We start from the raw sequence: 25397 nt of genomic DNA, 5'->3' as shown, positions 1-25397 counted from the left end.
ATCGGGCATCTTAAGAAAAGTCTCAGTTTATTTTCTTTGCGGGACGCTTTACCCTGCCCCTGCGCTATAACTCTGGCAGCAGGTTTGCTATTCTTAGCGTCCATTCAATGGGAGCAGTTATGGAATCCTGGTACTTACTCTATTGCAAACGTGGACAGCTACTGCGCGCGAAGGAGCATCTGGAGCGGCAGGAAGTGCATTGCCTCAGCCCGATGATCGCTCTGGAAAAGATCGTGCGCGGTAAACGCACCACCGTGAGTGAGCCACTGTTCCCGAATTATCTGTTTATCGAGTTTGATCCAGAAGCCATTCACACCACGACGATCAGCAGCACCCGTGGCGTCAGCCACTTCGTGCGCTTTGGCACGACGCCCGCGACAGTGCCTTCAGCCGTTATTGAAGCGCTGGAAACAGACGTCCCGCAAATCCTGCTTGACCCTGAAACGCCGCAAAGCGGTGATGAAGTGGTCATCACCGACGGGACGTTTGAAGGGCTGCGCGCTATCTTTGCCGAGCCGGATGGTGAAACGCGCTCAATTCTGTTGCTTAATTTGCTGAACAAGCAGGTAATGCGCAGCGTCGACAACAAGCAGTTCCGCAAGATTTAAGCCAGTCTGAATAACGTCCGCGCATTATGGTCGATGCGGGTCGCCAGTTCCTCAGCACTCTCACCACGCCATGTCGCCACCTGGTGCACAATATGCGGTAAAAAGCAGGGTTCATTACGGCGCGAAGTCGGGCGTGGACGCATGTCGCGCGGCAGCAGATATGGGGCATCCGTTTCCAGCAGCAGGCGGTCGGCCGGAATCAGTGGCAGCAGCTCGCGCAACTCCAGACCACGGCGCTCATCGCATACCCAGCCCGTAATCCCTACCGATAACCCCATGCCCAGACAGGCTTCCAGTTCATCACGCGTGCCGGTAAAGCAGTGGATCACCGCGCCAGGCAGTTTTGGCAGCCAGGGCGCCAGTACTGCGGCGAAACGCGTATGGGCTTCGCGGCAGTGCAGAAAGACCGGCATATTGAGTTCTGCCGCCAGAGCCAGCTGCGCATCAAACGCATACTCCTGCTGCTCATGAGCCGACAGATTGCGATTGAAATCGAGTCCGCACTCACCGATGGCAACCACTTCCGGTTTTTCAGCCAGGCGACGCAGGGTGCTGGCAATTTCCGTTGACCATTCGCTGGCATGATGAGGATGGACGCCCGCGGTAGACCAACAGAAGCCCGCTTGATCTTCAGCCAGTCGCTGAGCCTGCTGGCTCTCCAGCGCGTTAGTGCCGGTAATAAGCATGCCGGTGACGCCCGCATCACGCGCGCGTTTAACCACCTTTTGCCGGTCGGAGGCGAATTGCGTGCTGGTCAGGTTTACACCGATATCAAACATAATTTTTCCCACAGTTTATAAACAAAAACCGCCCATCAGGGCGGTTTGGATTAATCGCTTCCCGCCAGTGCGGGTAAAGCTGTCCGCATCAGGAGTCGGTATTCTCTTCTTCATCCTGTAACCGGCGGCCTTTACCCACATAGTAACGGGAAAAGAATACGCCGACTTCAAACAGGCAGTACATCGGAATAGCGAGCAAAGTTTGGGAAAAAACATCCGGCGGTGTGAGCAACATCCCGACCACGAAGGCGCCCACCAGAATATAGGGACGTTTCTTCTTCAACTCTTCCGGGCTGGTGATACCGGTCCAGCACAGCAACACAATCGCCACCGGCACTTCAAACGCCACGCCAAATGCCATAAACAGCGTCATGACAAAATCGAGGTATTTGGAGATATCCGTTGCTACAGTCACGCCGATCGGCGCTGTCTTGGTGAAAAAACCAAATGCCAGCGGGAAGACCACGAAATAGGCAAAGGCCACGCCGAAGTAGAACAGGAAGGTGCTGGAAAACAGCAGCGGCATAACCAGCCTGCGCTCATGACGGTAAAGCGCCGGGGCGACAAATGCCCAGACCTGATAGAGGATCACCGGCACCGCAAGAAACACCGACACTATAATGGTCAGCTTAATCGGGGTGAAAAACGGTGAGGCCACATCGGTCGCGATCATGCTGGAGCCCACCGGCATCTGGCTGATTAGCGGTGCCGCGACCAGCTGGTAGATGTCGTTGGCGAAATAAACCAGCACCAGGAAAATCGCTAATACGGCAATGATGCAGTTCAGTAGTCGCTTACGCAGCTCAATCAGATGACTGATGAGCGGTTGGGTATCTTCAACGGCCATTATCGTTCATCACTTGCAGAAGAGGGGGTAGCGGACTGACGCGCAGGATCGGCTGGCCTGGCGACGTCGCCAGCGGGTGCCTGTGCCGGTGCGCTGGCCACAGCGGTTGGTGCGGCAGAGGACTGCACCGCCGGACCTGATGAAACCGCTGAAGAAGCCGGTGCCGGAGCAGTGGCGACGGCAGAAGGTGCGGCAGAGGATTGCACCGCCGGACCTGAGTCTGAAACCTCAGACGGTGTCTGTGCCGGGGCACTGGCCTGGTGTTCTGCTGTAGCCGGTGTCGCCGAAGGCTCAGCCGGAGCCGGTGCGGGCCTGTGCTGTGCCGAATGGATGGTGTTAGCCTCGTCTTCCTCTTTTTCAATGTCGATGCTCTGACTGACCGAGCGTTTCATTGAATCCGCAGTTTTACGCAGCTCTTCCATCGACTCTTTCAGCTCGGGTGAGAGCGTGCCACGGCCCGCTTCTTCCACCTTTTTCAGGCTCTCCTGCAACTCCTGCAGCTTGAGCTCCTGCGCCAGTTCATGTTGTACATTGGCTGCCAGCGAACGAATCGCCCTGATCCAGCCGACCACGGTTTTCACCGCAACCGGTAAACGTTGCGGGCCGAGTACAATCAGCCCGATCACGAACACCAATACCAGTTCACTAAAACCAATATCAAACACGGTTTACACCTGCTTGTCGTTCTTGGCTTCTTCTTTGTTAGCCGAAGTTTGCTGTTTGTCCGCCAGCGTTTTGGCAGCGAAGTCAGCGTCCTGCTCTTTCGGTTGATCCTTTTTGTCGTCCTCGTCACTCATGGCTTTTTTGAAGCCACGAATCGAAGAACCCAAATCTGAACCCAGATTACGTAATTTGTTGGTACCGAACAGAAGTACAACAATCACGGCAATGATTAACAATTGCCAGATACTGATACCGCCCATGAGATAGCCTCTAATATTCTGTGAAAACGATGAGGTAATGCACCACAGAGTGCCCTTTTCAACCGGGCCTGAGCCAGCGACATTACCTTTTTTTAGACGGACGTGACAATCAGTTTGTCTTACGCCAGCCGATTAACCAGGAGACAATTCCTGCTGCCATCAACACCGCCGGGAAAAAGTCCCAATCCGGTCGGGTGAGCAGCACAGCCGTTCCGCTTAACAGCAACGTTGCACCGACGCCGAACAGGTAACGCGCCTGATGGTGCCGGACGCGCTGCGCATTCATATCGCCCACTAATTTATCGACGCTGTGCCGCAAAAGTTTGTGCTGGCGCATGCTGTCGTAAAACAGCTCCGGCAGCTCAGGGAGTTTCTCAGCCCAGAATGGCGCTTTCTCTTTTACCGCACGGATAATAGCCGGTAATCCCACCTGATCTTTGATCCACTCTTCCAGGAAGGGCTTGGCTGTCTTCCACAGGTCGAGCTGCGGATAGAGCTGACGGCCGATGCCTTCAACATAGAGCAGCGTTTTTTGCAGCAGGACCAGCTGCGGCTGCACTTCCATATTAAAGCGGCGTGCGGTGTTGAACAGGTTCAGCAGCACATGCCCGAAGGAGATTTCAGCCAGCGGTTTTTCAAAAATCGGCTCGCAGACCGTACGAATCGCAAACTCGAAATCTTCTACGTTGGTATCGGGCGGCACCCAGCCTGAGTCAACGTGCAACTCCGCGACCTTACGGTAGTCACGGTTGAAGAAGGCGATAAAGTTTTCAGCCAGATAGCGCTTATCTTCTTTGTTCAGTGAACCCACGATACCGCAATCGATGCCGATATATTGTGGATCTTCGGGATGTTCATAGCTGACAAAAATATTGCCAGGATGCATATCCGCATGGAAGAAGCTGTCGCGGAAGACCTGGGTGAAGAAGACCTGCACGCCACGTTCTGCCAGCAGCTTCATATTAACGCCATGACGCTCCAGCGTGGCAACATCTGAAATCGGAATGCCGTAGATGCGCTCCATCACCATCATGGTTTCGCTGCAGTAGTCGGAATAGACTTCCGGCACATAGAGCATGCGGCTATCTTCAAAATTCCGGCGCAACTGAATGGCGTTGGCCGCTTCACGTAACAGATTCAGCTCATCAAGCAGGGTTTTCTCATAATCGCGCACCACTTCGACCGGACGCAGACGACGGCCATCCGGCAACAGGCGCGGGACCCAGCGGGCCAGGCGATAGATCAGCTTCATGTCCGCCCGAATCACCGGCAAAATATCGGGGCGAATCACTTTGATCACCACTTTCTTGCCAGTTGATTTCAGCGTGGCGGTGTGCACCTGCGCAATGGATGCCGAAGCCAGTGGCTTGATATCAAAATCATCAAACCAGGTTTCAATCGGCGCGCCCATTGAAGCTTCAATCTGCGCTTTGGCTTTGACGCCATCGAACGGCGCAACACGGTCCTGCAGGATCGCCAGTTGATCGGCAATCAGCGGCGGGAAGAGATCACGACGGGTCGACAGCATCTGGCCAAACTTGATCCAGACCGGACCCAGCTGCTCCATCGCCATGCGCATACGTGCGCCGATCGGTTCATGCTGATGCAGATTAGGGATCCAGAAAACAGAGCGACGCCACAGGCGGAACAGGAAAGTGAGGCGTGTCTGAGGAATCAGTTCATCAAGGCCATAGGTCAGAAACACCTTCATGATCAGATATAAGCGGCGGATCTCTCCAAAACTCATTTTGCCTCCAGCTGCGCCAGACGCGCATCAAGCGCCTCAAGCGAACGTTCCATCGCGTCGACCTCCTCAGAAAACCAGGCTAATTCCAGCGAGCCAGGCGCAACACGCCACTCTTCGGTTATGGCCTGTCCGAGATAATCCTGGCGACGCTGCACTTCACCTTTGAAAAAGCGTAATGCCTGTTGTGAGCGCTGGCTGATCCCCTGTGCGGCGATATCGCCGACCCAGGGAGCCAGATATTCTGCCGGATCCAGCTCAGCCAGATCCATCAGCGCAGAGAACTGCTGCACCACCTGCAGATCACCTTCAACCTGCAGTTCACCGCTACGGATCAGCGGCGTCAGCTGCTGGCGATCGCGCAGCTTCGGCAGGGTTTTCAGCGAGGTGATCACCGTGCAGTCACTGCGATCCTGCCAGTCAGCCAACACATCGACCTGCTGTTCACTGAAGACCAGCACCAGCGGATGAGAGAACTCATTCAGGCGCAGCGTCAGCACTTTGCCATTCAGGCGTTGCCGCGCCGGTTTCAGGCCACGATCGCGATAGAGAATACGGTTCAGCGCCGTTTCCAGGCCCGCGGTAATCAAGGGCGTCAGGTTCATTACCATCTCACTCAGAACTTAAATCCACGATGCAGCGCCACAATGCCGCCGGTCATATTGGAGTAAGTGGTATTTTCAAAACCAACATCGTTCATCATCGCTTTCAGGGTCTCCTGATCGGGATGCATGCGGATCGATTCGGCCAGATAGCGATAGCTCTCTGCATCCTGCGCCACCAGCTGTCCGATACGCGGCAGAATGTGGAACGAGTAGGCGTCATACGCTTTGCTCAGCGGATCCAGAACGGGTTTAGAGAACTCCAGCACCAGCAGGCGTCCGCCCGGCTTGAGTACCCGGAACATAGAGGCCAGCGCCTTCTCTTTTTCCGTAACGTTACGCAGGCCAAAAGAGATGGTAATGCAGTCGAAATAGTTATCGGGGAAAGGCAGGGCTTCGGCATTGGCCTGTACGTAACTCACGTTGCCGACCACGCCCTGATTGCGCAGCTTTTCGCGGCCCATCTTCAGCATGGAACTGTTGATATCGGCCAGTACCACCTGACCCGTTTCGCCCACCAGGCGAGAAAATTTAGCCGTCAGATCGCCGGTACCCCCCGCCAGATCTAACACGCGCTGACCGCGACGTACGCCGCTGCTGTCAATGGTAAAACGCTTCCAGATACGATGGACGCCAAACGACATCAAATCGTTCATCAGGTCATATTTTGCCGCTACGGAGTGAAACACGTCCGCGACTTTGTCAGCTTTTTCGCTTTTGGCGACCGTCTGAAAGCCAAAATGGGTAGTTTCCTGCTGTGATTCATCTGCCATCGGTTTTACCTGCTCCACAAACAATACTTCCCGAAGTGTATCAGAGTCACGGAAGTCAGGCACGCTGCGCCCATACTATTCGTGGAGGCGCCTCACATGCATCTCACTCTCATCCGCATCACTGTCATCATCTGCATCATCAGCCGCCCGGTTTTCCGGCATGGCACGTTCGGCCAGCTGAGGATTGATTGGTCGTTTGATCTCCACGCCCAGCGCTCGAAATCCTTCAGTCTGCGCAATCAGATTGCCGCGCCCTTCCGACAGCTTTTTCATCGCCTCGCGATAGCTGTTCTGTGCTTTATCCAGGCTGTGACCAATGCCGCTCATGTCATCGACAAACAGCCGCATCTTGTCATAGAGCCGCGTTGCCCGATCGGCAATACGCTGCGCATTGCGGCTCTGATGCTCATAGCGCCACAGATTATTAATGGTACGCAACGCCACCAGCAGCGTGGTAGGGCTGACCAGCATAATGTTCTGCTGCAGCGCCTCACCAATCAGCTCAGGCTGGCGGTCAATGGCCAGCAAAAAGGCGGGCTCCACCGGGATAAACATCAGCACATAATCCAGCGATCGTAACCCGGGCAATTGTTGATAATCTTTTCGTCCCAGCAGGCGGATGTGCGCCCGCATGGCAGCGACATGTTCCTGAATAGCCTGCTCTCGCTCGATCTCATCATCCGCATTGAAGTAGCGCTCATAGGCCACAAGCGTCATTTTGGCGTCCACCACAACATCTTTGCCCTGCGGCAGGCGCACAATCACATCCGGCTGCATCCTGCCCTGCTGTTCTGACTGAATGCTCACCTGGGTTTCATATTCGTAGCCTTCACGCAGTCCGGAAGCTTCCAGTACCCGGCTCAGCACCACTTCACCCCAGTTACCCTGGATTTTATTATCGCCCTTCAGCGCTTTGGTCAGGTTAAGCGCCTCCTGCGCCATCTGCGCATTCAGCTGCTGTAACTGCCGGATTTCATGGGTCAGGGTATGTCGCTCACGCGCTTCTGCGCCAAAGCTTTCATGAACCTGACGACGGAAGCCATCAAGCTGTTCACGCAACGGACCAATCAGCCCGTCCAGACTTTGCCGGTTCTGTTCATCGACGCGACGGCCGCTGTTTTCGAAAATACGGTTGGCGAGGTTTTCAAACTGGGCGCTAAGGCGTTGTTCGCTGTTGGTCAGCAGGCGCTGTTTCTCTTCTGCGGCGAAACGGGTCTCTTCAAGGCGAATGGTCACCTCGCGCAGCTCCGCCTCCTGTGCGCTGTTGACCTCCAGCTGATTGCGCAGTTCACGATTAAGCTGCTCACTTTCATTACGCCAGTAATCAAGCTGTTGCAGCCGCTCATTGGCACCGCTCATCGCGCCGTGCAGCTGACGAAGCTCCTGCTCACGCTGCTGCGTCTGCTGCTGAAGCTGTTCGATCTGCTGCTGCTGACGCTGTTGCGCCTCTTCCTGCAGACGGCGCTCGGTCTGGAAACTGGCGACCTGATGGCCGGCACGTAACTGTGCCAGCATCCAGCCAATCCCTAACCCGGCAAGCGCCAGACAGGCGCTGATAATGATGTGCTGATCCATGATTTCCCCCGCGACTCAGGCTGCTGAGGGAAAGGTAGAGTCGCACTGTATGAATGTCCAGATAATTTTAGCAGGATTCAGCGCCTTACAGCGCCGCCACCGTGAGCTTGCCAGCCTGCCACTCATCAATCAGGAAAAACGGCATGGGCAATAGCCATTCACCCTTTTTAACCTGCGCCAGATAGTGCCAGGTTGTCCCGCCCGAGGTGATCGCGACGCGCTGTCTGCTTCCCTCAGCGGCGCTGGATTTGCCGGTCATACTGGCAAAACCGGCATTGCTGCCCACATGGAAATGCGGCGTCTGCCAGCGCACGGGGGCATGGTCAGGCCACGGCTGGGCCTGATGAAAATGAAACAGTTCATCGTGGCTCAGGAGGCTTTCACGCACCGTCGGCCACAACGCCACCTTGAGGAAATATTGATCGGTGAAGCGCTGGCTGCCCTGATACTGCGCAATGAAATCGCGCATCGCCTGTTCCACATCCCGGAAGACGCCGTGACAGCCGCCCCACATCCCTGCCAGCAGCAGCTCAGTATGGGAGAAGTAGTCACGCATATGGTGGAACCAGTAAGGCGACGCCAGCCAGGCGTTTACCGCTGCCGCTTCGCGCTCCGAGAGCAGCGAGTCGGCATCACGCACAATAAAACGCTTCACGCCCGGATCGTCCATTACCAGGAAACGCCACAGGGTCGGAAACAGCGTTTTCTCGTGAGACATATCGATCAGCTGGACGTGCGGCTGGTCAAGGCGCTGCCAGACATGCTGCGGCACGCTGTCATCGAGATAGATGCGGCAGACCCAGCCGGGATAGAGCTCAGGCGCCACTTCAACGTTTTTGATTAAGGTTTCACAGTAGCGCGGCTGATCGCCATAGAGGCAGAAAGCGATGACATTCTGGTGCGGATGAGTGAGATCGACAGGCTCCGGTTGCGGAGCGGGAAACGTGGCGCGCTGCCCCTGACTGAAACGCGCATCAGAGCGCATCAGCGAGGCCAGCCCATGACGCGCTACCTCGTCCTTTTTATCCAGCCAGCCACACACTTCGGTTAAGCCATCCAGCCAGGTTTCAGAGGCGGTAGCCTGCACAGCGGGCGGCGACTGATAAATCTTCTGGTAGATTTTGTACGATTTATTGTACTGACCCAGACGCAGCAGGCAGAGCGCGTAGTCGCTCAGCACCTGCATCTGATTGGGCATCGTGCGCAATACCTCTTCACAGCATTGAGCGGCCAGCGCATAGTCGCCCTGTTGCATGGCGGCACGGAAACGTTCGGCACTGCGTTCCAGCATGGCTTTGAGTGCGGCCGGATTAGCACCAGGGGCAGGACGTCGGACGGGAATCGTATTGCGCATAAAAACTCTCAGGTTTCACTGATGTTACGCGCCGTTTACTACCGGCAGCAGGTTTTGAGTCTGGACAAAAAACCTGCTGCCAGACGCGGTCGTTATAGTAAGCGACGCGCCGCTTCGACCACAATCTTCACTGCGTTACTTTCTGTCTGTTTCATGGTGACCGCATCCGGGATCTCTTTCTGCGTGCGGTTCACAATCACGCCCGCCACCATGCCGGCTCGCAGACCCTGGCTGGCGCACATGGTTAACAGTGTAGCGGATTCCATCTCATAGTTGAGAACGCCCATCTCCTGCCACTCTTTCATCGATCCCCTGAAGCGACTGACTACGCGGCCCGAGACGGTGTCGTAGCGCTCCTGACCCGGATAGAAGGTGTCAGAAGAGGCGGTGATGCCGATATGCGTTTTCGCGCCACAAGCTTCTGCGGCGGCAACCAGCGCGGTGGTGCAGGCGAAATCAGCCACTGCCGGGAACTCCATCGGCGCAAAATGCAGGCTGGCCCCGTCCAGGCGAACAGACGCAGTGGTCACCAGCACATCGCCGACATTGATATGCGGCTGGATAGCGCCCGTGGTACCGACACGCAGGAAGGTACGTACGCCAAGCTGCGCCAGCTCTTCGACCGCAATCGAGGTAGACGGACCGCCAATGCCGGTTGAGCAGACCACGACCGGCTTACCATCAATTTTTGCCAGCCAGGAGGTAAATTCACGGTGTGAGGCGAGATGCGTGGCATCTTCCATCAGTCCGGCAATTTTCTTCACGCGCTCCGGATCGCCCGGCACAATCGCCAGGGTGGCGCCCTGCAGATCGGCTTTAGTCAGGCCAAGATGGAAAACGTCAGACTGTGTCATTTTCAGACTCCTGTTAAGGGAAGGTAGCGCGCCACTCTACGCCAGCACGCCCAATAAATATGTGACAACATTCACTTAAGAAAATGAAAGTTACATTTCCCGAAAGATAAATTGTGACAACAATCACACAATAGCATCTTCCTGGTGCGGATAGCTCTCGGTGGGGCTGTGTCAGGGTCAGCGCAATGTTAAAGAGGAGGATGATTTTATTCGCTGCTGATTCTGTGACCCGACACCTGGCGCATACGCTTTCCGGCCAGGCTATAGTTACGTGATTGCGCAAATGCTTGCACGGAGAGAATAATGAAACCCAGTGATAATATGGCACAAAAACCGGCGACGGGCGGCTTTGCCCCTGCCGTGCAGCCCACCGCCTCCACCACCATCATTACCGACAGCCCGGCGATTCAGGCGGGTGAAACCTCAGTGCCCAGTCAGGGCGAAAACATGCCGGCATTCTTTGCAAAACCCCAGTCAGCGGAAGGCCCGTGGCCTGTCGTGCTGGTCGTGCAGGAGATCTTTGGTGTGCATGAACACATCCGGGATATCTGCCGCCGCCTGGCGCTGGAAGGCTATCTGGCGATTGCGCCTGAGCTCTATTTCCGCGAGGGCGATCCCGCTGAGTATAACGATATCCCCACGCTGTTCAGCGAGCTGGTCAGCAAAGTGCCTGACAGCCAGGTGCTGGCCGATCTCGATCATGCCGCCAACTGGGCCGCACGCAACGGCGGCGATATTCGTCGCATGGGCATCACCGGTTTTTGCTGGGGTGGCCGCATCAGCTGGCTCTACGCCGCGCATAACCCGCAACTGCGCGCCGCCGTGGCGTGGTATGGACGGCTGACCGGTGAGCGCACGCTGAAGCAGCAGAAGCATCCTATTGATATTGCGGTCGATCTGAATGCGCCGGTATTAGGTTTGTATGGTGGCCAGGATGAGGGTATCCCGCTGGAGAGCGTCGAGCAGATGCGTCAGGCACTGCATGCCGCCAATGCAACCGCAGAGATCATCGTCTATCCCGAAGCGGGCCATGCCTTTAATGCTGACTATCGTGCAAGCTACCATGCTGAATCTGCCAATGATGGCTGGCAGCGGATGCTGGCCTGGTTCAGGCAGTATGGTGTTGCATCGCAGTAAATGAAAAAGGGGCGCTTATGCGCCCCTGATTTTTTCGCCCCACCAGACCCGATTCCCTACGCCGTTTCTCCACGCAATTTCTTCGCTGCCGTCACCATGTTCGCCAGCGCCTGACGCGTTTCCGTCCAGCCCCGTGTTTTCAAACCGCAGTCCGGGTTCACCCACAGACGCGCTTCCGGAATGCGTTTCGCCGCCTTTAGCAACAGTGCTTCTATCCACTCCACGCTGGGGACGTTAGGCGAATGGATGTCGTAGACGCCGGGACCGATTTCATTCGGGTAGTCGAAGTTCTCAAACGCCTCCAGCAGGTCCATGTCAGATCGCGAGGTTTCGATGGTGATCACATCGGCATCCAGCGCCGCGATAGCGTCCATAATGTCGTTAAATTCGCAGTAACACATATGGGTGTGAATCTGGGTTTCATCCCGCGCCACCGCCGCATTCAGTCGGAAGGCCTCCACCGCCCAGTTCAGGTAGGCGGCCCATTCAGACTGGTGCAGTGGCAGACCTTCACGCAGCGCAGGCTCATCAATCTGGATAATCCCGATGCCCGCCTTCTCCAGGTCTTCGACTTCATCACGCAGCGCCAGCGCGATTTGTTTCGCGATGGTTTCGCGTGACACATCTTCACGCGGGAATGACCAGCAGAGGATGGTTACCGGACCGGTCAGCATCCCTTTTACCGGCTTGTTGGTCAGCGACTGGGCATATCTGGCCCACTCAACGGTGATCGCCTCCGGACGACTGACATCGCCGATGATGACAGGCGGTTTCACACAGCGTGAACCGTAGCTCTGAACCCAGCCATTCTGTGTAAAGACAAACCCCTCCAGATGTTCGCCGAAGTACTCAACCATGTCGTTACGTTCCGCTTCACCGTGCACCAGCACATCCAGCCCCAGCCGCTCCTGTTCGAGAATCGCCTGCTTAATGTGCTCCGCGATGCCGGTGCGGTAATGGTTGCTGTCGAGCCGGCCCTGTTTAAAGTCGAGGCGCAGGCCGCGAATTTCAGTGGTCTGCGGAAAAGAGCCGATGGTGGTGGTAGGCCAGGCTGGCAGATTAAAACGCTGACGCTGCAGGACAGCCCGCACCGGATAAGCGCTCTGGCGTTCACTGTGCTGTGAGGTAATGGCCTGCAGACGCTGGCCCACCGCCGCATTATGCACGCGGCGGGAGTGAGCGCGGGCGTGTACCGGTGCGCTCCAGGCTTCCAGCGCCGTCGCATCGTTGTTGTTGAGTGCCTGACTCAGCAGTGATAGCTCGGCACATTTCTGCAGCGCAAAGGCGAACCAGCTTTTGACTTCATCATCCAGACGGGTCTCGACGCTCAGGTCGATAGGGCTATGCAGCAGCGAGCAGGAGGAGCCGATCCACACCTGTTCACGCGCTCTGGTCAGCGGTTGCAAGCGGCTGAACCAGCGGCTCAGATCGGCGCGCCAGACGTTGCGTCCGTTGATCACGCCGAGCGACAGCAGCCAGCTGGCGGGCAGTTGCTGATTCAGTTGCTGAATATCATCACGACCATGGACCAGATCGACATGCAGCCCCTGCACCGGCAGCGCACGAATCACATCAATGTTCTGACCGATGCTGTCAAAATAGGTGGTCAGCAGCAGTTTGCTGTGACCCTGCAGTGCGTCATACGCCGGCTGGAAGGCTTCGCGCCACGTCTGCGGCAGCTCCAGTGCCAGAGCGGGTTCATCAATCTGTACCCATTCGATGCCGCGCTTAGCCAGTTCCGCCAGCACCTGCTGATAGACCGGCAGAATTCCCTCCAGCAGCGACAGACGTTCAAACGGCTCACCCTTCACTTTACCCAGCCACAGATACGTCACCGGCCCCAGCAGCACTGGCTTGATGTTGTGTCCCAGCGCCAGTGCCTCATCCACCTCGTCCAGCAGTTGGGTCCAGGTCAGTTTAAACGTCTGACCCTGGGTAAATTCCGGCACCATGTAGTGATAGTTGGTGTTAAACCATTTGGTCATTTCTGCCGCCGCCGCAGGCTCACCGGTCGGCGCACGACCGCGTCCCAGGCGGAACAGGGTGTCGAGATCCACTGTGCCGGCTTTGTTCTGATGACGCGCGGGCACGTTACCCAGCATTAGGCTGGTGGTCAGCACATGGTCATACCAGGCGAAATCGCCGACCGGCAGCAGATCGACGCCCGCCTCTTTCTGTTGTTGCCAGTGTCGCGCACGCAGCTCACGGCCCGTCGCCAGTAACGCCTGCTGCGTGCTGTCGCCAGCCCAGTAACTCTCCAGCGCTTTTTTCAGTTCACGGCGCAGGCCAATACGGGGAAAGCCGAGGGTATGGTTCAGGATAGTCATGTGCTGTTCTCCAGATAATCTTTCACTTTGGCTGAAATGGGCAGCCAAAGATGTTTAGCCGTCCAGATGTTTACACTGCTATACTCTGCGGGTACTGTATATTGCTCAAGCGCAATATGTTCATTTTCGATGTGAAGGACTCTCATGATCGAACTCAAGCACCTGCGGACGCTTCAGGCTCTGCGCAATACGGGCTCGCTGGCGGCGGCGGCGGCCCAGCTTCATCAGACGCAATCGGCGTTGTCTCATCAGTTCAGCGATCTGGAGCAGCGGCTGGGATTCCGCCTGTTCGTGCGTAAAAGTCAGCCGCTGCGCTTTACGCCGCAGGGCGATATTCTGCTGCAGCTGGCAGAGCAGGTGCTGCCGCAGATTCAGCAGGCATTGCAGGCCTGCCATGAGCCACATCAGACCACGCTGCGGGTGGCAATAGAGTGCCATAGCTGCATTCAGTGGCTGACCCCCGCGCTGGATAAATTCCGTCAGAGCTGGCCGCAGGTGGTGATGGATTTCAAATCGGGCGTGACCTTTGATCCTCAACCCGCCCTGCAACAGGGTGAGCTGGATGTGGTGCTGACCTCCGATATCCTGGCGCGCTCGGGTCTGTTCTACTCCCCGATGTTTGATTATGAAGTGCGGCTGGTGCTGGCAACGGATCACCCGCTGGCGCAGGTTGAGCAGATTTCGCCGGAAGATCTAGCCGATGAGGTGTTGATGATCTATCCGGTGCAGCGTCAGCGTCTGGATATCTGGCGTCACTTCCTGCAGCCCGCAGGCGTCAGTCCGGCACTGAAAAGTGTGGATAACACCCTGCTGATGATTCAGATGGTCTCGGCACGTATGGGGATTGCCGCGCTGCCGCACTGGGTGGTGGAGAGTTTTGAGAAGCAGGGTCTGGTGGTCACCCGCACGCTGGGCGATGGCCTGTGGAGCCGTCTTTATGCGGCCGTGCGCGAAGGGGAGCAACGTCAGCCGGTGCTGGAAGCGTTTATCCGCTTTGCCCGTCAGCACGCCTGTGAGCATCTGCCTTTTGTGCGCGACGCCGCGCTGCCCGGTGCGGTGTTGCAGCGATAATCTGGCGGGCACAAACCTGCGCGAAGTCGGGCAAAATCCCCTATAATGCGCAGCCTGTCGACTGACCACGAGAAGATTTCACCATGACTAACAATGATATTCTGCGCAGCGTGCGCTATATGCTCAACCTGAGCGATGCCAAAATGGTGGAGATTTTTGCGCTGGCGCAATGTGACGTGCCGCTGGCGGATATTCAGGCGTGGCTGAAAAAAGATGACGATGCTGCGTTCCGTCCCTGCCCCGATGTGCTGATGGGTTATTTCCTGAATGGCCTGATCTTCTACCGTCGCGGCAAAAGTGAAGATGCGCCCGCGCCGTCGATTGAGCGCAAGATGACCAATAACATCTTCATGAGAAAGCTGCGTATCGCTTTTGATCTGAAAACCACCGACATTCCTGATGTACTGAAACGCGTGAATTTTACCGTTTCACAGGCTGAGATTGGTGCGATTTTCCGCAAACCTGATCATAAGAACTACCGCGAATGCGGCGATCAGATTCTGCGTAACTTCCTGAAAGGGCTGGCGATGATTCAGCGTCCTAAGAGTGAGAAGCCTGCTTAACGTCTGTGGCTGATTGCTTCGGGTACCTGCGTGGTCAGAAGTGGCGCATCTGATCGCAAAGAAAGCCTGCATCCATGCAGCACGGCCTCGCCATCCCTGGCTCGGACGCTTTGCTCCTCAGTTGCGCCACCTCTTCCCTCAAGCTTCTTCATGGCTTTTTAATCAGCAACACCAGGCCAGCCCTGGGGAGTGAAAGCGGGTCATCGGTGGAGCGTTCGTCGCAGGGGAAAAAGCGCCGGGGGCATTTCTGAACCATCCTGTAAGATTCCTTCGCGATCGCATACGCCAGCTCCATCGCGAATGCTCTACGTTTCAGCGCTCCATCCCCTCCTTCATATTCGCTCTGAGCCATTAATAATCGCGATGATGCTGTTAAGTCTCCAGGGCTGGCGCGTCTGAAGAGCGAAGCGTCCGGGCCAGGGATGGCCCGGCCGATCCACAGGGATGTGAGATTCCTTCGCGATCGGACGCGCCAGCCCGGGAGGCCGCACCCCTGTTGCAGCCCTGTTTATGATCGGTCACCGCGTCCCACCACCCAGCGCTTATGCACCCACAACGAGGCGAGGATCACCAGTGCGCCCGCAATAAAGCTTGGCCAGTGCGGTTTCTCCTGCCAGATAGCCAGATTCACCAGCAGCCCGGCAGGAACGTGCATGTTATTCATAATGCCCAGCGTGCCGGCATCGACCTGGGTCGCACCATAATTCCACATAAAATAGCCGAGACCGGAAGCCGCAATGCCCAGCCAGACCAGAATGCCCCACTGCAATGAGGTGGTCGGCAACTTCTGTGGATTGCCCCAGGCACACCAGGCGATCACCGCAATCAACACTGCACCCAGATAGAACCAGGAGAAGGCCGTGTGCTGCGGCATCGGGCGGGTCTCCTGCAGACGCTTATAGCCCACCATTCCCACCGCAAAGCAGATATTTGCCAGTTGCACTAACAGCAGACCAAACCAGAAATGATCGCTGACTTTGTCATAGCGAATAATGGCCGCACCTGCCACAGCCAGCAGTGCACTGAAGATATAACCCATGCGCAGTGGACGACGGCTGATCAGATCGTAAATCAGCGTCACATAAAGCGGCGTCATCACCGTGAACAGCAGGAATTCCGACACGCTAAGGTAGAGATAGGCTTCGAAACTCAGCAGATACATCACGCCCAGCTGCAGCATCCCGACCAGCATGTAAAGCAACAGCGTTGAAGGGCGATGACCACGCCAGCGCAGGAAAGGTAAAAATACCAGCGCAGCCAGCGCCAGTCGCATCAGTACAGAGAACCAACTGTCCACCTGCCCGGCAAGGTATTCGCCAATCAGACTGAACGAAAAGGCCCACAGAATGGTGGTAATAATCAATAAAAACACGGTGACGACCCCGAAATTAACAGGCCGTCAGTGTAAACAATGTGCTGCCATCAGGCTGTGAAATCTGGTTGACATCTGATTACAAACCAGGCGATCAGAATAGCCATCGGAAAAGGGCTTTCGCTTCCTGACATAACTGTCTGCATAAAGATCTTTCAGCCAGATAAAATGCGCGAAATGATCCATCGCATGATCACTTCCGCTCCAGAATGTAATAAAAGTGTAACAAATGTGTCATTCATCACAGTAACGTTGCGCAACTAACACTATTCTTTGCGCGAAATGGAACATTCTGCGTCCATTTTCTTCTGCTCTTTTCCTGCCCCAACCTGCTGGGAATTAAAAACCATAATGTGCCCTGGAGGGCCTCACTGATGCTGAGCATTTTTAAACCTGCACCACGTCAGCCGCAGGTGGCGGAGGATCACGTTGATCCGCTCTACCGTCGTCTGCGCTGGCAAATTTTCATCGGGATCTTCTTTGGTTACGCCGCCTACTATCTGGTCAGAAAAAACTTCGCACTCGCCATGCCCTACCTGGTAGAGGAGGGTTTTTCACGTGGCGATCTCGGTTTTGCCTTATCCGGCATATCCATCGCCTACGGCTTTTCAAAATTCATCATGGGATCGGTCTCTGACCGCTCAAACCCGCGCGTCTTCTTACCGGCAGGCCTGATTCTGGCTGCGACAGTGATGCTGATCATGGGATTCGTTCCCTGGGCCACCTCCAGCATTATGGTGATGTTCGTGCTGCTGTTTATCTGCGGCTGGTTCCAGGGCATGGGCTGGCCACCTTGTGGACGTACCATGGTTCACTGGTGGTCGCAGAAAGAGCGCGGCAGGATCGTTTCGGTCTGGAACTGCGCCCATAATGTCGGCGGCGGTATTCCGCCTCTGCTGTTCCTGCTCGGTATGGCGTGGTTCAACGACTGGAAAGCGGCACTCTATATGCCGGCATTTGGCGCCATCGCCATTGCGATTCTGGCCTTTGCGCTGATGCGCGATACGCCGCAATCCTGTGGTCTGCCACCGATTGAAGAGTACAAAAACGACTATCCGCCCGACTATGATGCCAGCCACGAAGAGGAGCTGACGGCTAAACAGATCTTCATGAAATATGTGCTGCCGAACAAGCTGCTGTGGTACATCGCGCTGGCCAACGTGTTTGTTTATCTGCTGCGCTACGGCATTCTCGACTGGTCGCCGACCTATCTCAGAGAAGTAAAACACTTCACGCTGGATAAATCGTCGTGGGCTTACTTCCTGTATGAGTATGCGGGGATCCCCGGAACGCTGCTGTGCGGCTGGATGTCGGACAAAGTGTTCCGCGGTAATCGTGGTGCGACCGGGGTGTTCTTTATGACGCTGGTAACCATCGCGACCGTGATCTACTGGCTTAACCCGGCGGGCAATCCTGGCGTCGATATGGCCTGTATGATTGTGATTGGCTTCCTGATCTACGGTCCGGTGATGCTGATTGGTCTGCACGCGCTGGAGCTGGCCCCGAAAAAAGCGGCGGGGACGGCGGCGGGCTTCACCGGCCTGTTCGGCTATCTGGGTGGATCGGTGGCGGCCAGCGCCATTGTCGGTTACACCGTCGATTACTTCGGCTGGGACGGCGGCTTCATGGTGATGATTGCTGGCTGTGTGCTGGCGGTTATCCTGCTGTTACTGACCATGGTCAGCGAACACAAACACAAAAAGACCCCTGCCTGACGGCAATAAAAAAGGGCCGGATATCCGGCCCTTTTTTTGCGCTGACGGCTTAAGCAAGATAGAGCGTGCGCAGCGTCTGCGGCACGGCATCATCGGCATTTGAACCGATCACATCCAGCTCCGGCAGCGTATCTTTCAACCGCTGATGGGCGTTCTGCATGATAAAGCCCTTACCCGCCATGCTCAGCATCTCCACATCGTTCATGCCGTCGCCAAAGGCGATACAGCTTTCCAGTGAATGGCCCAGCGTTTTCGCGACCGCTTCCAGCGCATGCCCTTTCGACACGCCGCCCGCCATCACTTCCAGACAGGTAGGCAGTGAGAAACTGACGTTAACCCGATCGCCCCAGCGCGCTTCAATCGCCTGTTCCATCGGGATCAGATGCTCGGGATTTTCGCAGGTGAAAAAGACCTTGCTGATATTATCGGTTGGCAGCAGACCCGGCTCATAGACCTGATAGTTGAACACCGACTCGCGGAAATAGTCCTGCTCAGCCGGGCTTGAGCGGCTGACAAACCACTCATCGTCGCGGTAAACGTGGGTCAGGATATCGCTGTGATGATATTGCAGGCCAAACAGATCGCTGGCGATATCCTCATCCAGATTATGACTGAACACCAGTTCGCCCTCGGCGTTGTGCACGCGCGCGCCGTTTGAGGTGATCATATAGGCCGGAATCGCCAGGCTGTCGCGCATCTGTCCGACATCGATATGATGACGGCCGGTGGCGAATATAAAGTGAATATCTTTCGCGACCAGCTGCTGCAGCGTTTCACGCGCAAAAGGGGTCAGACGATGTTCGGGAGAAAGCAGCGTGCCATCCAGATCGGATGCAACGATGTGATACATGAAAACCTCGGGTATCTGGTTCTGCCGGCCTTAACCGGTCGGATAAATAACGTCAGTGGTGCGAGGAAAAGAAGTCGACCACTGCATTGAGTGCTTCGGCGCGCATCTCATCCTTTTCAAACAGGATCTCATGACGCGCACCGTCGATCACCCGTGGCTTATTGCCCTCACACGGATGACCCGCCGCTGCCATCGCGGCACAAAAAAGGTCCTGCGAACGATTGTCGACCACCCGATCATCGCTGGCCTGTAACAGTAGCAGTGGTGTGGTGATCTTATCGACCTGACTGATAATGTTGCGACCTGCATGGATGCCTTCACGTACCCAATGGTAGGTTGGCCCGCCAACGCGAATCGCCGGATCGTCCGCATAAAAGCGCAGATTTCGCCGGTAACGCTCGGTGCTGTGCGTCAGCCGGTTAATGCCAAACGGATGCGCACGCCAGCGGCCGGTGCCGAGCGCATAGCCATCGCGCATCGCCGGACGCTTCTCCGCCCAGTCCAGGATCCGATGGGCCAGAAAAGAGGGCAACGGTAAAGCAATGCCAAACATCGGCGCCACCAGCGCGACCGCATGAAACGCCTGCGGCTGACGCGCCAGAAACAGCGTTAAGATTGCGCCGCCCATGGAGTGAGCCAGCGCATAGCGCTGCTGGTAGTGACCGCTGATAATCTCTTTCAGATAGAGCGTTTCAAGGTCGTCGACATAATGGGTAAATTCCGCCACGTGACCGCGGTGTGAATCTTCCAGCAGGCGATCGGAACGCCCCTGACCGCGATGGTCAAGGATCACCACATCAAATCCGCAGTGAAACAGATCGTACGCCAGCTCAGGATATTTTATGTAACTCTCGATGCGTCCCGGCACAATCAGGATCACACGCTTGTGTTGCGGTGATGTGAAGCGGACGTAGCGCAGCGTCAGATTACCCACGCCGGTAAACTCAAGCTCTTCGCGGCTGTGCCAGAAATCGAGCAGTGGCCCGGTAGCGAAGGCAGCAAAGGCTTTTTCTCGTCGCAGCCAGCTGGCTTTGTGTTGATTCATTCGCCCTCCTGATGACCGGATAAAGAGTCCTGAATGCCATGCGCAGGCCGTAGCGCCGCGCTTATTTCTGGCGTATTGTGTCACAATTCCGCTACTAAAGAGAGCCTGACCCATGACCATCGAATGGTGGCTGACCTATCTGCTTACCACTACAATTCTCAGCCTGTCGCCCGGTTCCGGCGCAATCAACACCATGAGTACCGGTATCAGCCACGGCTATCGCGGCACGGTGGCCTCTATCTCCGGTTTGCAGGTCGGCCTGGCGCTGCATATCGTGCTGGTCGGCATCGGTCTGGGCGCGCTGTTTTCTCAGTCGCTGCTGGCGTTTGAGATTCTGAAATGGGCCGGTGCGGCCTATCTGGTCTGGCTGGGTATTCAGCAGTGGCGCTCAGCGGGTGGCATTGATCTGGATGCAGTCGCCAGAGCGATGCCGCGTCGTCGCCTGTTCAAACGCGCCGTGCTGGTTAACCTGACCAACCCGAAAAGTATCGTCTTCCTCGCCGCCCTGTTCCCGCAATTTATTCAGCCACATCAGCCGCTATTTATGCAGTATCTGGTGCTGGGCGTCACCACCGTTGTGGTCGATATCATCGTGATGATTGGCTACGCCACGCTGGCAACGCGGATTGCGGGCTGGATTAAGGGACCAAAACAGATGAAGTTAATGAACCGCATTTTTGGCGGGCTGTTTATGGCAGTAGGCGCGCTGCTGGCCAGCGCCAGAAAAATCGCTTAACGTCTGACGCGCCGAATTCGGCGCGAAAGATTATCCCTTCTTCCCTGGCCCCGCTACGGCGCTGTCAGTGGAACCGCACGCAACACAATGATGCCCGGCTTCGAGCGCATATATTCCCTGAACGGCGCATCGACAACTTTTCGATTAACGGCCAGCGAAGAGGCGTTCCTGAACCACAAGCGGCCATCATGCCGGACAGCAATCCCCACATGCGTAACATCCAGGCTCTGACTGGTGGCGTAAACCCCCACGTAATCGCCGGTCTGAATTTGCTTCAGCACCTGCGGTGTGATCGCCCGGGCCGGAATGTAAGTGACAGGACGTGCAATCACACCCAGACCGGGCACCTGTTCTGCTCCGCTGGCCTGACGATTCAGGTGCTTCACCACCGTCACCGTATCCGGGCTAAGAGTGCGGGTCACGTCATCGGCATTGCGCGGGCTATCGGCAAACCAGTCGGAGAAAAAGTGGCGACGATTCCGGTAGCTTACCTCACCGCCAGCGTAGCGGGTCCGAATCAGGTTAGCCTCAAAGCTGGCACGATCGTGGCTGCGGCTCAGCGCCTGCACATAATCAAGCAGCGTGTAACAATCCACACCGTTGAAATTGATCACCAGCGCTTCCGGACGCGTGGGAGAACCGATCAGCGTATCCGCTTCATAGGGTGTCCCGAGAAACGTCGCAGAGATCCGGCTAATCCTTTCGCCCTGCGTCTGATCGACATCGGGCAGCGTCTGCATCAGGATCGAGGTAACCTCATCGGTCTGGCCCGGCTCTGGCGCAGGGTTTCGGGCGGCATCAGGCGAGACGCAGGCGCTGATACAGGCCGTCATCAACACCAGTAATATGAACTTCACTCTCATCATCCTCTCCATAAACGTTGCGCCTGCTTCCCGACTTTAATGGAGATATGGATATGAATGATTAATAAAGAGTGACGATTTATCTGCGGTTGCAACAGCAAAACTCCCTGAACCCTGGAATGTGACATCCGTCACACAAGCGAACTCTCTGGAGGAAGCGACAGCAAGGGAGGTTTCTGCCGGAGGCGCAACGCGCACGCCGGCATAAGGGCTGAAACGGAGATTAACGCGAAAGAATCAGGTGGATACCAAAACCGGCAAACAGTACGCCGGCCATGCCATCGACCCATTTCGCCAGTCGCTGATACTTAGCGCGGATCCAAGGCAGCGCAAAAATCGCCGCCACCAGGGTAAACCAGGCAAAAGTTTCACCGACAATCAGCAGGAACAGACCCCAGCGCTCCGCCGAACCGACATCGTCGCCAACAAATAGCGAGAAGACGCTGCCGAAGTAGATAATGGCTTTAGGATTCGACAGATTCGTCAGCAGGCCTTTGAGAAAGCTCATGCCGCGTTTCGGCAACGCAACCACCGGCTCATCCTGCTGCGGCTGTTTGTGACGCTGACGTGCCGAGCACATCAGCTGCCAGCCCATCCACAACAGATAAAGTCCACCGCCGACCATGATGATCTGATGCAGCCAGGCCATTTTTTCCAGAATCAGATGCAGCCCCATCAGCGCCACACCCGCCCAGACCACAATGCCCAGCGTAATGCCCAGTACACCCATCATCGCCTCTTTGCGCGAGCGGCTGGCGGCAGTCTGTGACACGAAAAAGAAATCGGGGCCGGGGCTCATCAGTGCCACCAGATGCACCAGCGCCACAGTGGCAAATAACATCAGCATAATCAGTGTCCTTTACTCTTCATCATCAAGATGCTCTTTGATCATCACCAGGAAAGGTTTGCCAAAGCGCTCCAGTTTGCGGTGACCCACGCCGTTGACGCTGAGCATCTCGGACGCGCTGACCGGCATCTGTTCTGCCATCTCTATCAGTGTGGCGTCATTGAACACCACGTAAGGCGGAATATTCTCTTCATCGGCGATCGCTTTTCGCAGCTTACGCAGCTTGGCGAACAGTTTGCGATCGTAGTTGCCACCGTGAAACTTCGCCGGACTGCTGCTTTTTGTTTTTGCGGTGATCAAACGCGGCACCGCCAGCATCAGTGGCACTTCACCACGCAGCACCGGCCGCGCCGCTTCGGTGAGCTGCAGAGCCGAATGCATAGCGATGTTCTGCGTCACCAGCCCCAGATGGATTAGCTGACGTAACACGCTCACCCAATGTTCGTGGCTCTGATCTTTGCCCAGTCCATAGACCGGCAGTTTGTCATGACCCTGCTCACGGATACGCTGATTGTTGGACCCGCGCAGCACCTCAACGATATAGCCCATACCAAAACGCTGACCCACGCGGTAGATACCGGAGAGCGCTTTTTGCGCTTCAACCAGGCCGTCATAACGTTTAGGCGGGTCGAGACAGATATCGCAGTTATCGCACGGCTGCTGGCGGCCCTCGCCAAAATAGTTCAGCAATACCAGACGGCGGCAGGTCTGCGCTTCAGCAAACGCGCCCATGGCGTTGAGTTTGTGACGCTCAATATCCTGCAGCGGTCCGGGCACTTTCTCTTCCAGACATTTACGCAGCCAGGCCATATCGGCCGGGTCGTAAAGCATCATCGCTTCGGCAGGCAGACCATCACGTCCGGCTCGCCCGGTTTCCTGATAATAGGACTCGATGTTGCGCGGAATATCGAAGTGGACCACAAAACGGACGTTGGGCTTGTTGATGCCCATGCCAAAGGCCACCGTCGCCACCACGATTTGCAGATCGTCACGCTGAAACGCTTCCTGCACCCGGCCACGCTGCTCGCTGTCGATACCGGCGTGGTATGCCCCGACGCTGAACCCCCGGCTTTGCAGTCGCGCGGCGGTGTCTTCCACCTTCGCCCGGCTGTTGCAGTAGATAATGCCGCACTTGCCGCGCTGATCCTGAACGTAACGCAGCAGCTGATCGGTGGGTTTAAATTTCTCCACCAGCGTGTAGCGAATATTGGGGCGGTCAAAACTGCTGATCTGGATCAGCGGATCCTGCATATGCAGCAGGTTAACGATGTCGTTGCGGGTGGTTTCATCCGCGGTAGCGGTCAGCGCCATTACCGGTAATTCCGGGAAGCGCTGACGCATCTTGCCGAGTGCGCCATATTCCGGACGGAAATCGTGGCCCCACTGGGAAATACAGTGCGCTTCATCCACCGCCAGCATCGCCGGTTGCCAGTGCGCCAGACTGTCCAGGAAGTTATCCATCATCAGGCGTTCCGGGGCGATGTAGAGCAGCTTAACCCGACCGGTTCGGCAGTCGGCCATCACCGTCTGCTGCTGATCGCGCGTCATGGTGGAGTTGAGATACGCCGCCGCCACGCCGTTCGCCAGCAGCTGATCGACCTGATCTTTCATCAGCGAGATCAGCGGCGACACCACCAGCGTCAGCCCCTCGCGCACCAGCGCAGGGATCTGATAACAGAGCGATTTACCACCGCCGGTGGGCATCACCACCAGACAATCGCGCCCGCTCAGCGCCTCATTGATGATCGTCTGCTGACCGGGACGAAAATGCTGGTAGCCGAAGGTATCCTGCAATACCTGCTGCGCCAGCGCTTCCTGATTAAGAACTGCCGAGGTTGCCACGCGATTCCTGTCTTTCGTTATGGATTAGAACAAGTCGTTAAGTGTTACACCCACACCCAGACGCGTCTGGCGATGGTTGTAATCGATCAGTGATTCACCGTAACCGCTAAACACCTGAGTATAGAAGCGAACGTGCTCAGTGATAGGGTAGCTCCAGCCCAGGGTCGCGCCGCCATAACCGCTGTTCCAGTTATAGTTGCCCTCTACGCTGAAGATATTGTCGCCGAGCTTATAGCCCAGACGGGTGCGGTAGTAACCCATGTATTTGGTGATATCAGGATTATCATCGCTGTTCGCCCCTTCAGGGATACGATACCAGGGTTTGATTTCCGCCAGGAAGTTACCATTCTCTGCCATCAGACGCGCATAGACGCGGTTCCAGCTGCGCGAGGTGGGATCGCTTCGTCCGTTGGATTGGTGATTCAGACCCACTTCGACATCACGCAGTGTCCAGCCCGCCAGCGAATAGTCGGTCGCCCAGCCCAGGAAAATCTGCGGCTCATAGTTGGTCTCACGGAATGGCGATGACTCAGCGCTATTCGACAGCTGCCACCAGGAACGCTGGGTGTAAGAGGCTGCCAGCACCGAGTTGTCGCCCAGAATACCGCGCCACAGCGGAAACGCCAGGCTGAGCTGGAATTTCACTTCATCTTTGCGGGCATTCTCTCCCCAATTATAGGAGGAGATCGCCTCTTTATTGAGGTCGCTGGTATAGGTATAAAGCAGATAGTTGTTCTCGTAAGGATAGAGAACAAACGGGTTGTCATGCTTCTCCAGCAGGTTAGCAATAATGCTGCCCTGAACCTGTGGCGCGTCATGAACCTCTTTAATATGGGCTTCATCCGCCTGCGCCAGCGCAGGAAATATCAACATTGCCGCCAGCAAGGCGCGATGCTTACGCATAAAATTCTCCGGTGAGCAGCTGCGTATCAAAGTAACTGAAAGGGTGTCGTAAAAAGCAGGCCATTCT

General features: G+C 56.2%; 24 protein-coding genes. 6 read left to right on the top strand and 18 right to left on the bottom strand.

What is annotated here, in order from left to right:
• Positions 1-119: 119 nt before the first annotated feature.
• On the top strand, positions 120-608 hold the full coding sequence (gene rfaH, locus ACO6VX_RS18660) for a transcription/translation regulatory transformer protein RfaH (RefSeq protein WP_010257230.1): 489 nt from the start codon (positions 120-122) through the stop codon (positions 606-608).
• Here the strand turns inward: rfaH and tatD are convergent.
• From tatD to udp, 10 genes are all read right to left on the bottom strand, one after another.
• Positions 605-1387 carry a 3'-5' ssDNA/RNA exonuclease TatD gene (gene tatD / locus ACO6VX_RS18655; RefSeq protein WP_154210630.1) on the bottom strand — a complete coding sequence of 261 codons (783 nt, stop codon included), beginning with the start codon at positions 1385-1387 and terminating at the stop codon, positions 605-607. The two genes, rfaH and tatD, sit on opposite strands and share 4 nt — an antisense overlap.
• An 88-nt stretch (positions 1388-1475) precedes the next feature.
• Positions 1476-2234: a Sec-independent protein translocase subunit TatC gene (gene tatC, locus ACO6VX_RS18650; protein ID WP_010257238.1), complete on the bottom strand. Its 759-nt coding sequence runs from the start codon at positions 2232-2234 to the stop codon at positions 1476-1478.
• Positions 2234-2899 carry a Sec-independent protein translocase protein TatB gene (gene tatB / locus ACO6VX_RS18645; RefSeq protein WP_223566277.1) on the bottom strand — a complete coding sequence of 222 codons (666 nt, stop codon included), beginning with the start codon at positions 2897-2899 and terminating at the stop codon, positions 2234-2236. Before tatB ends, tatC begins: the two co-directional genes overlap by 1 nt.
• Positions 2900-2902: 3 nt before the next feature.
• A complete protein-coding gene (tatA, locus tag ACO6VX_RS18640) occupies positions 2903-3157 on the bottom strand; it encodes a Sec-independent protein translocase subunit TatA (RefSeq protein WP_009088506.1) in 255 nt (84 codons plus the stop codon).
• Between the two features lie 109 nt (positions 3158-3266).
• A complete protein-coding gene (gene ubiB / locus ACO6VX_RS18635) occupies positions 3267-4904 on the bottom strand; it encodes a ubiquinone biosynthesis regulatory protein kinase UbiB (RefSeq protein WP_010257248.1) in 1638 nt (545 codons plus the stop codon).
• Positions 4901-5506 (bottom strand): ubiquinone biosynthesis protein UbiJ, encoded by a 606-nt coding sequence (gene ubiJ, locus ACO6VX_RS18630; RefSeq protein WP_010257253.1) that lies wholly within the window; start codon positions 5504-5506, stop codon positions 4901-4903. The genes ubiB and ubiJ overlap by 4 nt, the downstream gene beginning before the upstream one ends.
• 11 nt (positions 5507-5517) lie before the next feature.
• A complete protein-coding gene (ubiE, locus tag ACO6VX_RS18625) occupies positions 5518-6276 on the bottom strand; it encodes a bifunctional demethylmenaquinone methyltransferase/2-methoxy-6-polyprenyl-1,4-benzoquinol methylase UbiE (RefSeq protein ID WP_008926452.1) in 759 nt (252 codons plus the stop codon).
• A 75-nt stretch (positions 6277-6351) separates the two neighbouring features.
• Positions 6352-7851, bottom strand: coding sequence for a DNA recombination protein RmuC (gene rmuC, locus ACO6VX_RS18620; protein WP_422458261.1), 1500 nt, complete (start codon positions 7849-7851; stop codon positions 6352-6354).
• A gap of 85 nt (positions 7852-7936) precedes the next feature.
• Positions 7937-9205, bottom strand: a complete 1269-nt coding sequence (locus ACO6VX_RS18615; protein WP_132499511.1) for a tetratricopeptide repeat protein — start codon at positions 9203-9205, stop codon at positions 7937-7939.
• A gap of 92 nt (positions 9206-9297) precedes the next feature.
• On the bottom strand, positions 9298-10059 hold the full coding sequence (gene udp / locus ACO6VX_RS18610; protein WP_422458260.1) for a uridine phosphorylase: 762 nt from the start codon (positions 10057-10059) through the stop codon (positions 9298-9300).
• 303 nt (positions 10060-10362) lie between these two features.
• Between udp and ACO6VX_RS18605 the strand changes: the two genes are divergently transcribed.
• Positions 10363-11196, top strand: a complete 834-nt coding sequence (locus ACO6VX_RS18605) for a dienelactone hydrolase family protein (protein WP_010257269.1) — start codon at positions 10363-10365, stop codon at positions 11194-11196.
• Between the two features lie 56 nt (positions 11197-11252).
• On the opposite strand, the gene metE is transcribed toward ACO6VX_RS18605, so the two are convergent.
• Positions 11253-13523, bottom strand: a complete 2271-nt coding sequence (metE, locus tag ACO6VX_RS18600; protein WP_124890407.1) for a 5-methyltetrahydropteroyltriglutamate--homocysteine S-methyltransferase — start codon at positions 13521-13523, stop codon at positions 11253-11255.
• A gap of 144 nt (positions 13524-13667) precedes the next feature.
• On the opposite strand from metE, the gene metR reads away from it, so the two are divergent.
• Together metR and ACO6VX_RS18590 are read left to right on the top strand one after the other, a co-directional pair.
• A complete protein-coding gene (gene metR / locus ACO6VX_RS18595) occupies positions 13668-14594 on the top strand; it encodes an HTH-type transcriptional regulator MetR (RefSeq protein ID WP_003854400.1) in 927 nt (308 codons plus the stop codon).
• Between the two features lie 83 nt (positions 14595-14677).
• Positions 14678-15157, top strand: coding sequence for a DUF1456 family protein (locus ACO6VX_RS18590; protein WP_010257278.1), 480 nt, complete (start codon positions 14678-14680; stop codon positions 15155-15157).
• A 508-nt stretch (positions 15158-15665) separates the two neighbouring features.
• Here ACO6VX_RS18590 and ACO6VX_RS18585 read toward each other — a convergent pair.
• Positions 15666-16529: a carboxylate/amino acid/amine transporter gene (locus tag ACO6VX_RS18585; protein WP_422458259.1), complete on the bottom strand. Its 864-nt coding sequence runs from the start codon at positions 16527-16529 to the stop codon at positions 15666-15668.
• Between the two features lie 374 nt (positions 16530-16903).
• Here ACO6VX_RS18585 and glpT point away from each other — a divergent pair, with 374 nt between their 5' ends.
• A complete protein-coding gene (glpT, locus tag ACO6VX_RS18580; RefSeq protein WP_422458258.1) occupies positions 16904-18244 on the top strand; it encodes a glycerol-3-phosphate transporter in 1341 nt (446 codons plus the stop codon).
• Between the two features lie 49 nt (positions 18245-18293).
• Here the strand turns inward: glpT and yigL are convergent, their stop codons facing one another.
• Together yigL and pldB are read right to left on the bottom strand one after the other, a co-directional pair.
• Positions 18294-19094, bottom strand: coding sequence for a sugar/pyridoxal phosphate phosphatase YigL (gene yigL / locus ACO6VX_RS18575; protein ID WP_010257286.1), 801 nt, complete (start codon positions 19092-19094; stop codon positions 18294-18296).
• A 52-nt stretch (positions 19095-19146) separates the two neighbouring features.
• Positions 19147-20139 carry a lysophospholipase L2 gene (pldB, locus tag ACO6VX_RS18570; RefSeq protein ID WP_010257288.1) on the bottom strand — a complete coding sequence of 331 codons (993 nt, stop codon included), beginning with the start codon at positions 20137-20139 and terminating at the stop codon, positions 19147-19149.
• Positions 20140-20251: 112 nt separating this feature from the next.
• On the opposite strand from pldB, the gene rhtB reads away from it, so the two are divergent.
• Entirely contained in the window at positions 20252-20875 is a 624-nt protein-coding gene (gene rhtB / locus ACO6VX_RS18565; RefSeq protein ID WP_010257290.1) for a homoserine/homoserine lactone efflux protein, read from the top strand.
• A gap of 53 nt (positions 20876-20928) precedes the next feature.
• Here rhtB and ACO6VX_RS18560 read toward each other — a convergent pair whose 3' ends face one another.
• From ACO6VX_RS18560 to pldA, 4 genes are all read right to left on the bottom strand, one after another.
• Positions 20929-21738 (bottom strand): DUF1460 domain-containing protein, encoded by an 810-nt coding sequence (locus ACO6VX_RS18560; RefSeq protein ID WP_191919412.1) that lies wholly within the window; start codon positions 21736-21738, stop codon positions 20929-20931.
• Between the two features lie 223 nt (positions 21739-21961).
• Positions 21962-22585, bottom strand: coding sequence for a threonine export protein RhtC (gene rhtC / locus ACO6VX_RS18555; RefSeq protein ID WP_010257296.1), 624 nt, complete (start codon positions 22583-22585; stop codon positions 21962-21964).
• A gap of 12 nt (positions 22586-22597) precedes the next feature.
• A complete protein-coding gene (recQ, locus tag ACO6VX_RS18550) occupies positions 22598-24427 on the bottom strand; it encodes an ATP-dependent DNA helicase RecQ (protein WP_010257299.1) in 1830 nt (609 codons plus the stop codon).
• Between the two features lie 24 nt (positions 24428-24451).
• The gene (gene pldA / locus ACO6VX_RS18545) at positions 24452-25330 is read right to left on the bottom strand and encodes a phospholipase A (RefSeq protein ID WP_010257301.1); all 879 of its coding nucleotides are present in this window, start codon (positions 25328-25330) and stop codon (positions 24452-24454) included.
• Between the last annotated feature and the right edge of the window lie 67 nt (positions 25331-25397).

This window comes from Pantoea sp. BJFS-204, from assembly GCF_049310725.1.
GTDB classification, from domain to species: Bacteria; Pseudomonadota; Gammaproteobacteria; order Enterobacterales; family Enterobacteriaceae; genus Pantoea; species Pantoea agglomerans.
This window is presented reverse-complemented; position numbering and strand designations above follow the sequence as displayed.

Coding starts and splice junctions, on each gene's coding strand:
- tatD (WP_154210630.1), bottom strand. CDS start 1,387: ATGTTTGATATCGGTGTAAACCTGACCAGCACGCAATTCGCCTCCGAC.
- ACO6VX_RS18615 (WP_132499511.1), bottom strand. CDS start 9,205: ATGCGCAATACGATTCCCGTCCGACGTCCTGCCCCTGGTGCTAATCCG.
- pldA (WP_010257301.1), bottom strand. CDS start 25,330: ATGCGTAAGCATCGCGCCTTGCTGGCGGCAATGTTGATATTTCCTGCG.
- udp (WP_422458260.1), bottom strand. CDS start 10,059: ATGACACAGTCTGACGTTTTCCATCTTGGCCTGACTAAAGCCGATCTG.
- rhtB (WP_010257290.1), top strand. CDS start 20,252: ATGACCATCGAATGGTGGCTGACCTATCTGCTTACCACTACAATTCTC.
- yigL (WP_010257286.1), bottom strand. CDS start 19,094: ATGTATCACATCGTTGCATCCGATCTGGATGGCACGCTGCTTTCTCCC.
- metE (WP_124890407.1), bottom strand. CDS start 13,523: ATGACTATCCTGAACCATACCCTCGGCTTTCCCCGTATTGGCCTGCGC.
- rmuC (WP_422458261.1), bottom strand. CDS start 7,851: ATGGATCAGCACATCATTATCAGCGCCTGTCTGGCGCTTGCCGGGTTA.
- ACO6VX_RS18605 (WP_010257269.1), top strand. CDS start 10,363: ATGAAACCCAGTGATAATATGGCACAAAAACCGGCGACGGGCGGCTTT.
- ubiE (WP_008926452.1), bottom strand. CDS start 6,276: ATGGCAGATGAATCACAGCAGGAAACTACCCATTTTGGCTTTCAGACG.
- ACO6VX_RS18590 (WP_010257278.1), top strand. CDS start 14,678: ATGACTAACAATGATATTCTGCGCAGCGTGCGCTATATGCTCAACCTG.
- pldB (WP_010257288.1), bottom strand. CDS start 20,139: ATGAATCAACACAAAGCCAGCTGGCTGCGACGAGAAAAAGCCTTTGCT.
- ACO6VX_RS18560 (WP_191919412.1), bottom strand. CDS start 21,738: ATGAGAGTGAAGTTCATATTACTGGTGTTGATGACGGCCTGTATCAGC.
- ubiJ (WP_010257253.1), bottom strand. CDS start 5,506: ATGAACCTGACGCCCTTGATTACCGCGGGCCTGGAAACGGCGCTGAAC.
- rhtC (WP_010257296.1), bottom strand. CDS start 22,585: ATGCTGATGTTATTTGCCACTGTGGCGCTGGTGCATCTGGTGGCACTG.
- glpT (WP_422458258.1), top strand. CDS start 16,904: ATGCTGAGCATTTTTAAACCTGCACCACGTCAGCCGCAGGTGGCGGAG.
- metR (WP_003854400.1), top strand. CDS start 13,668: ATGATCGAACTCAAGCACCTGCGGACGCTTCAGGCTCTGCGCAATACG.
- rfaH (WP_010257230.1), top strand. CDS start 120: ATGGAATCCTGGTACTTACTCTATTGCAAACGTGGACAGCTACTGCGC.
- tatC (WP_010257238.1), bottom strand. CDS start 2,234: ATGGCCGTTGAAGATACCCAACCGCTCATCAGTCATCTGATTGAGCTG.
- tatA (WP_009088506.1), bottom strand. CDS start 3,157: ATGGGCGGTATCAGTATCTGGCAATTGTTAATCATTGCCGTGATTGTT.
- ubiB (WP_010257248.1), bottom strand. CDS start 4,904: ATGAGTTTTGGAGAGATCCGCCGCTTATATCTGATCATGAAGGTGTTT.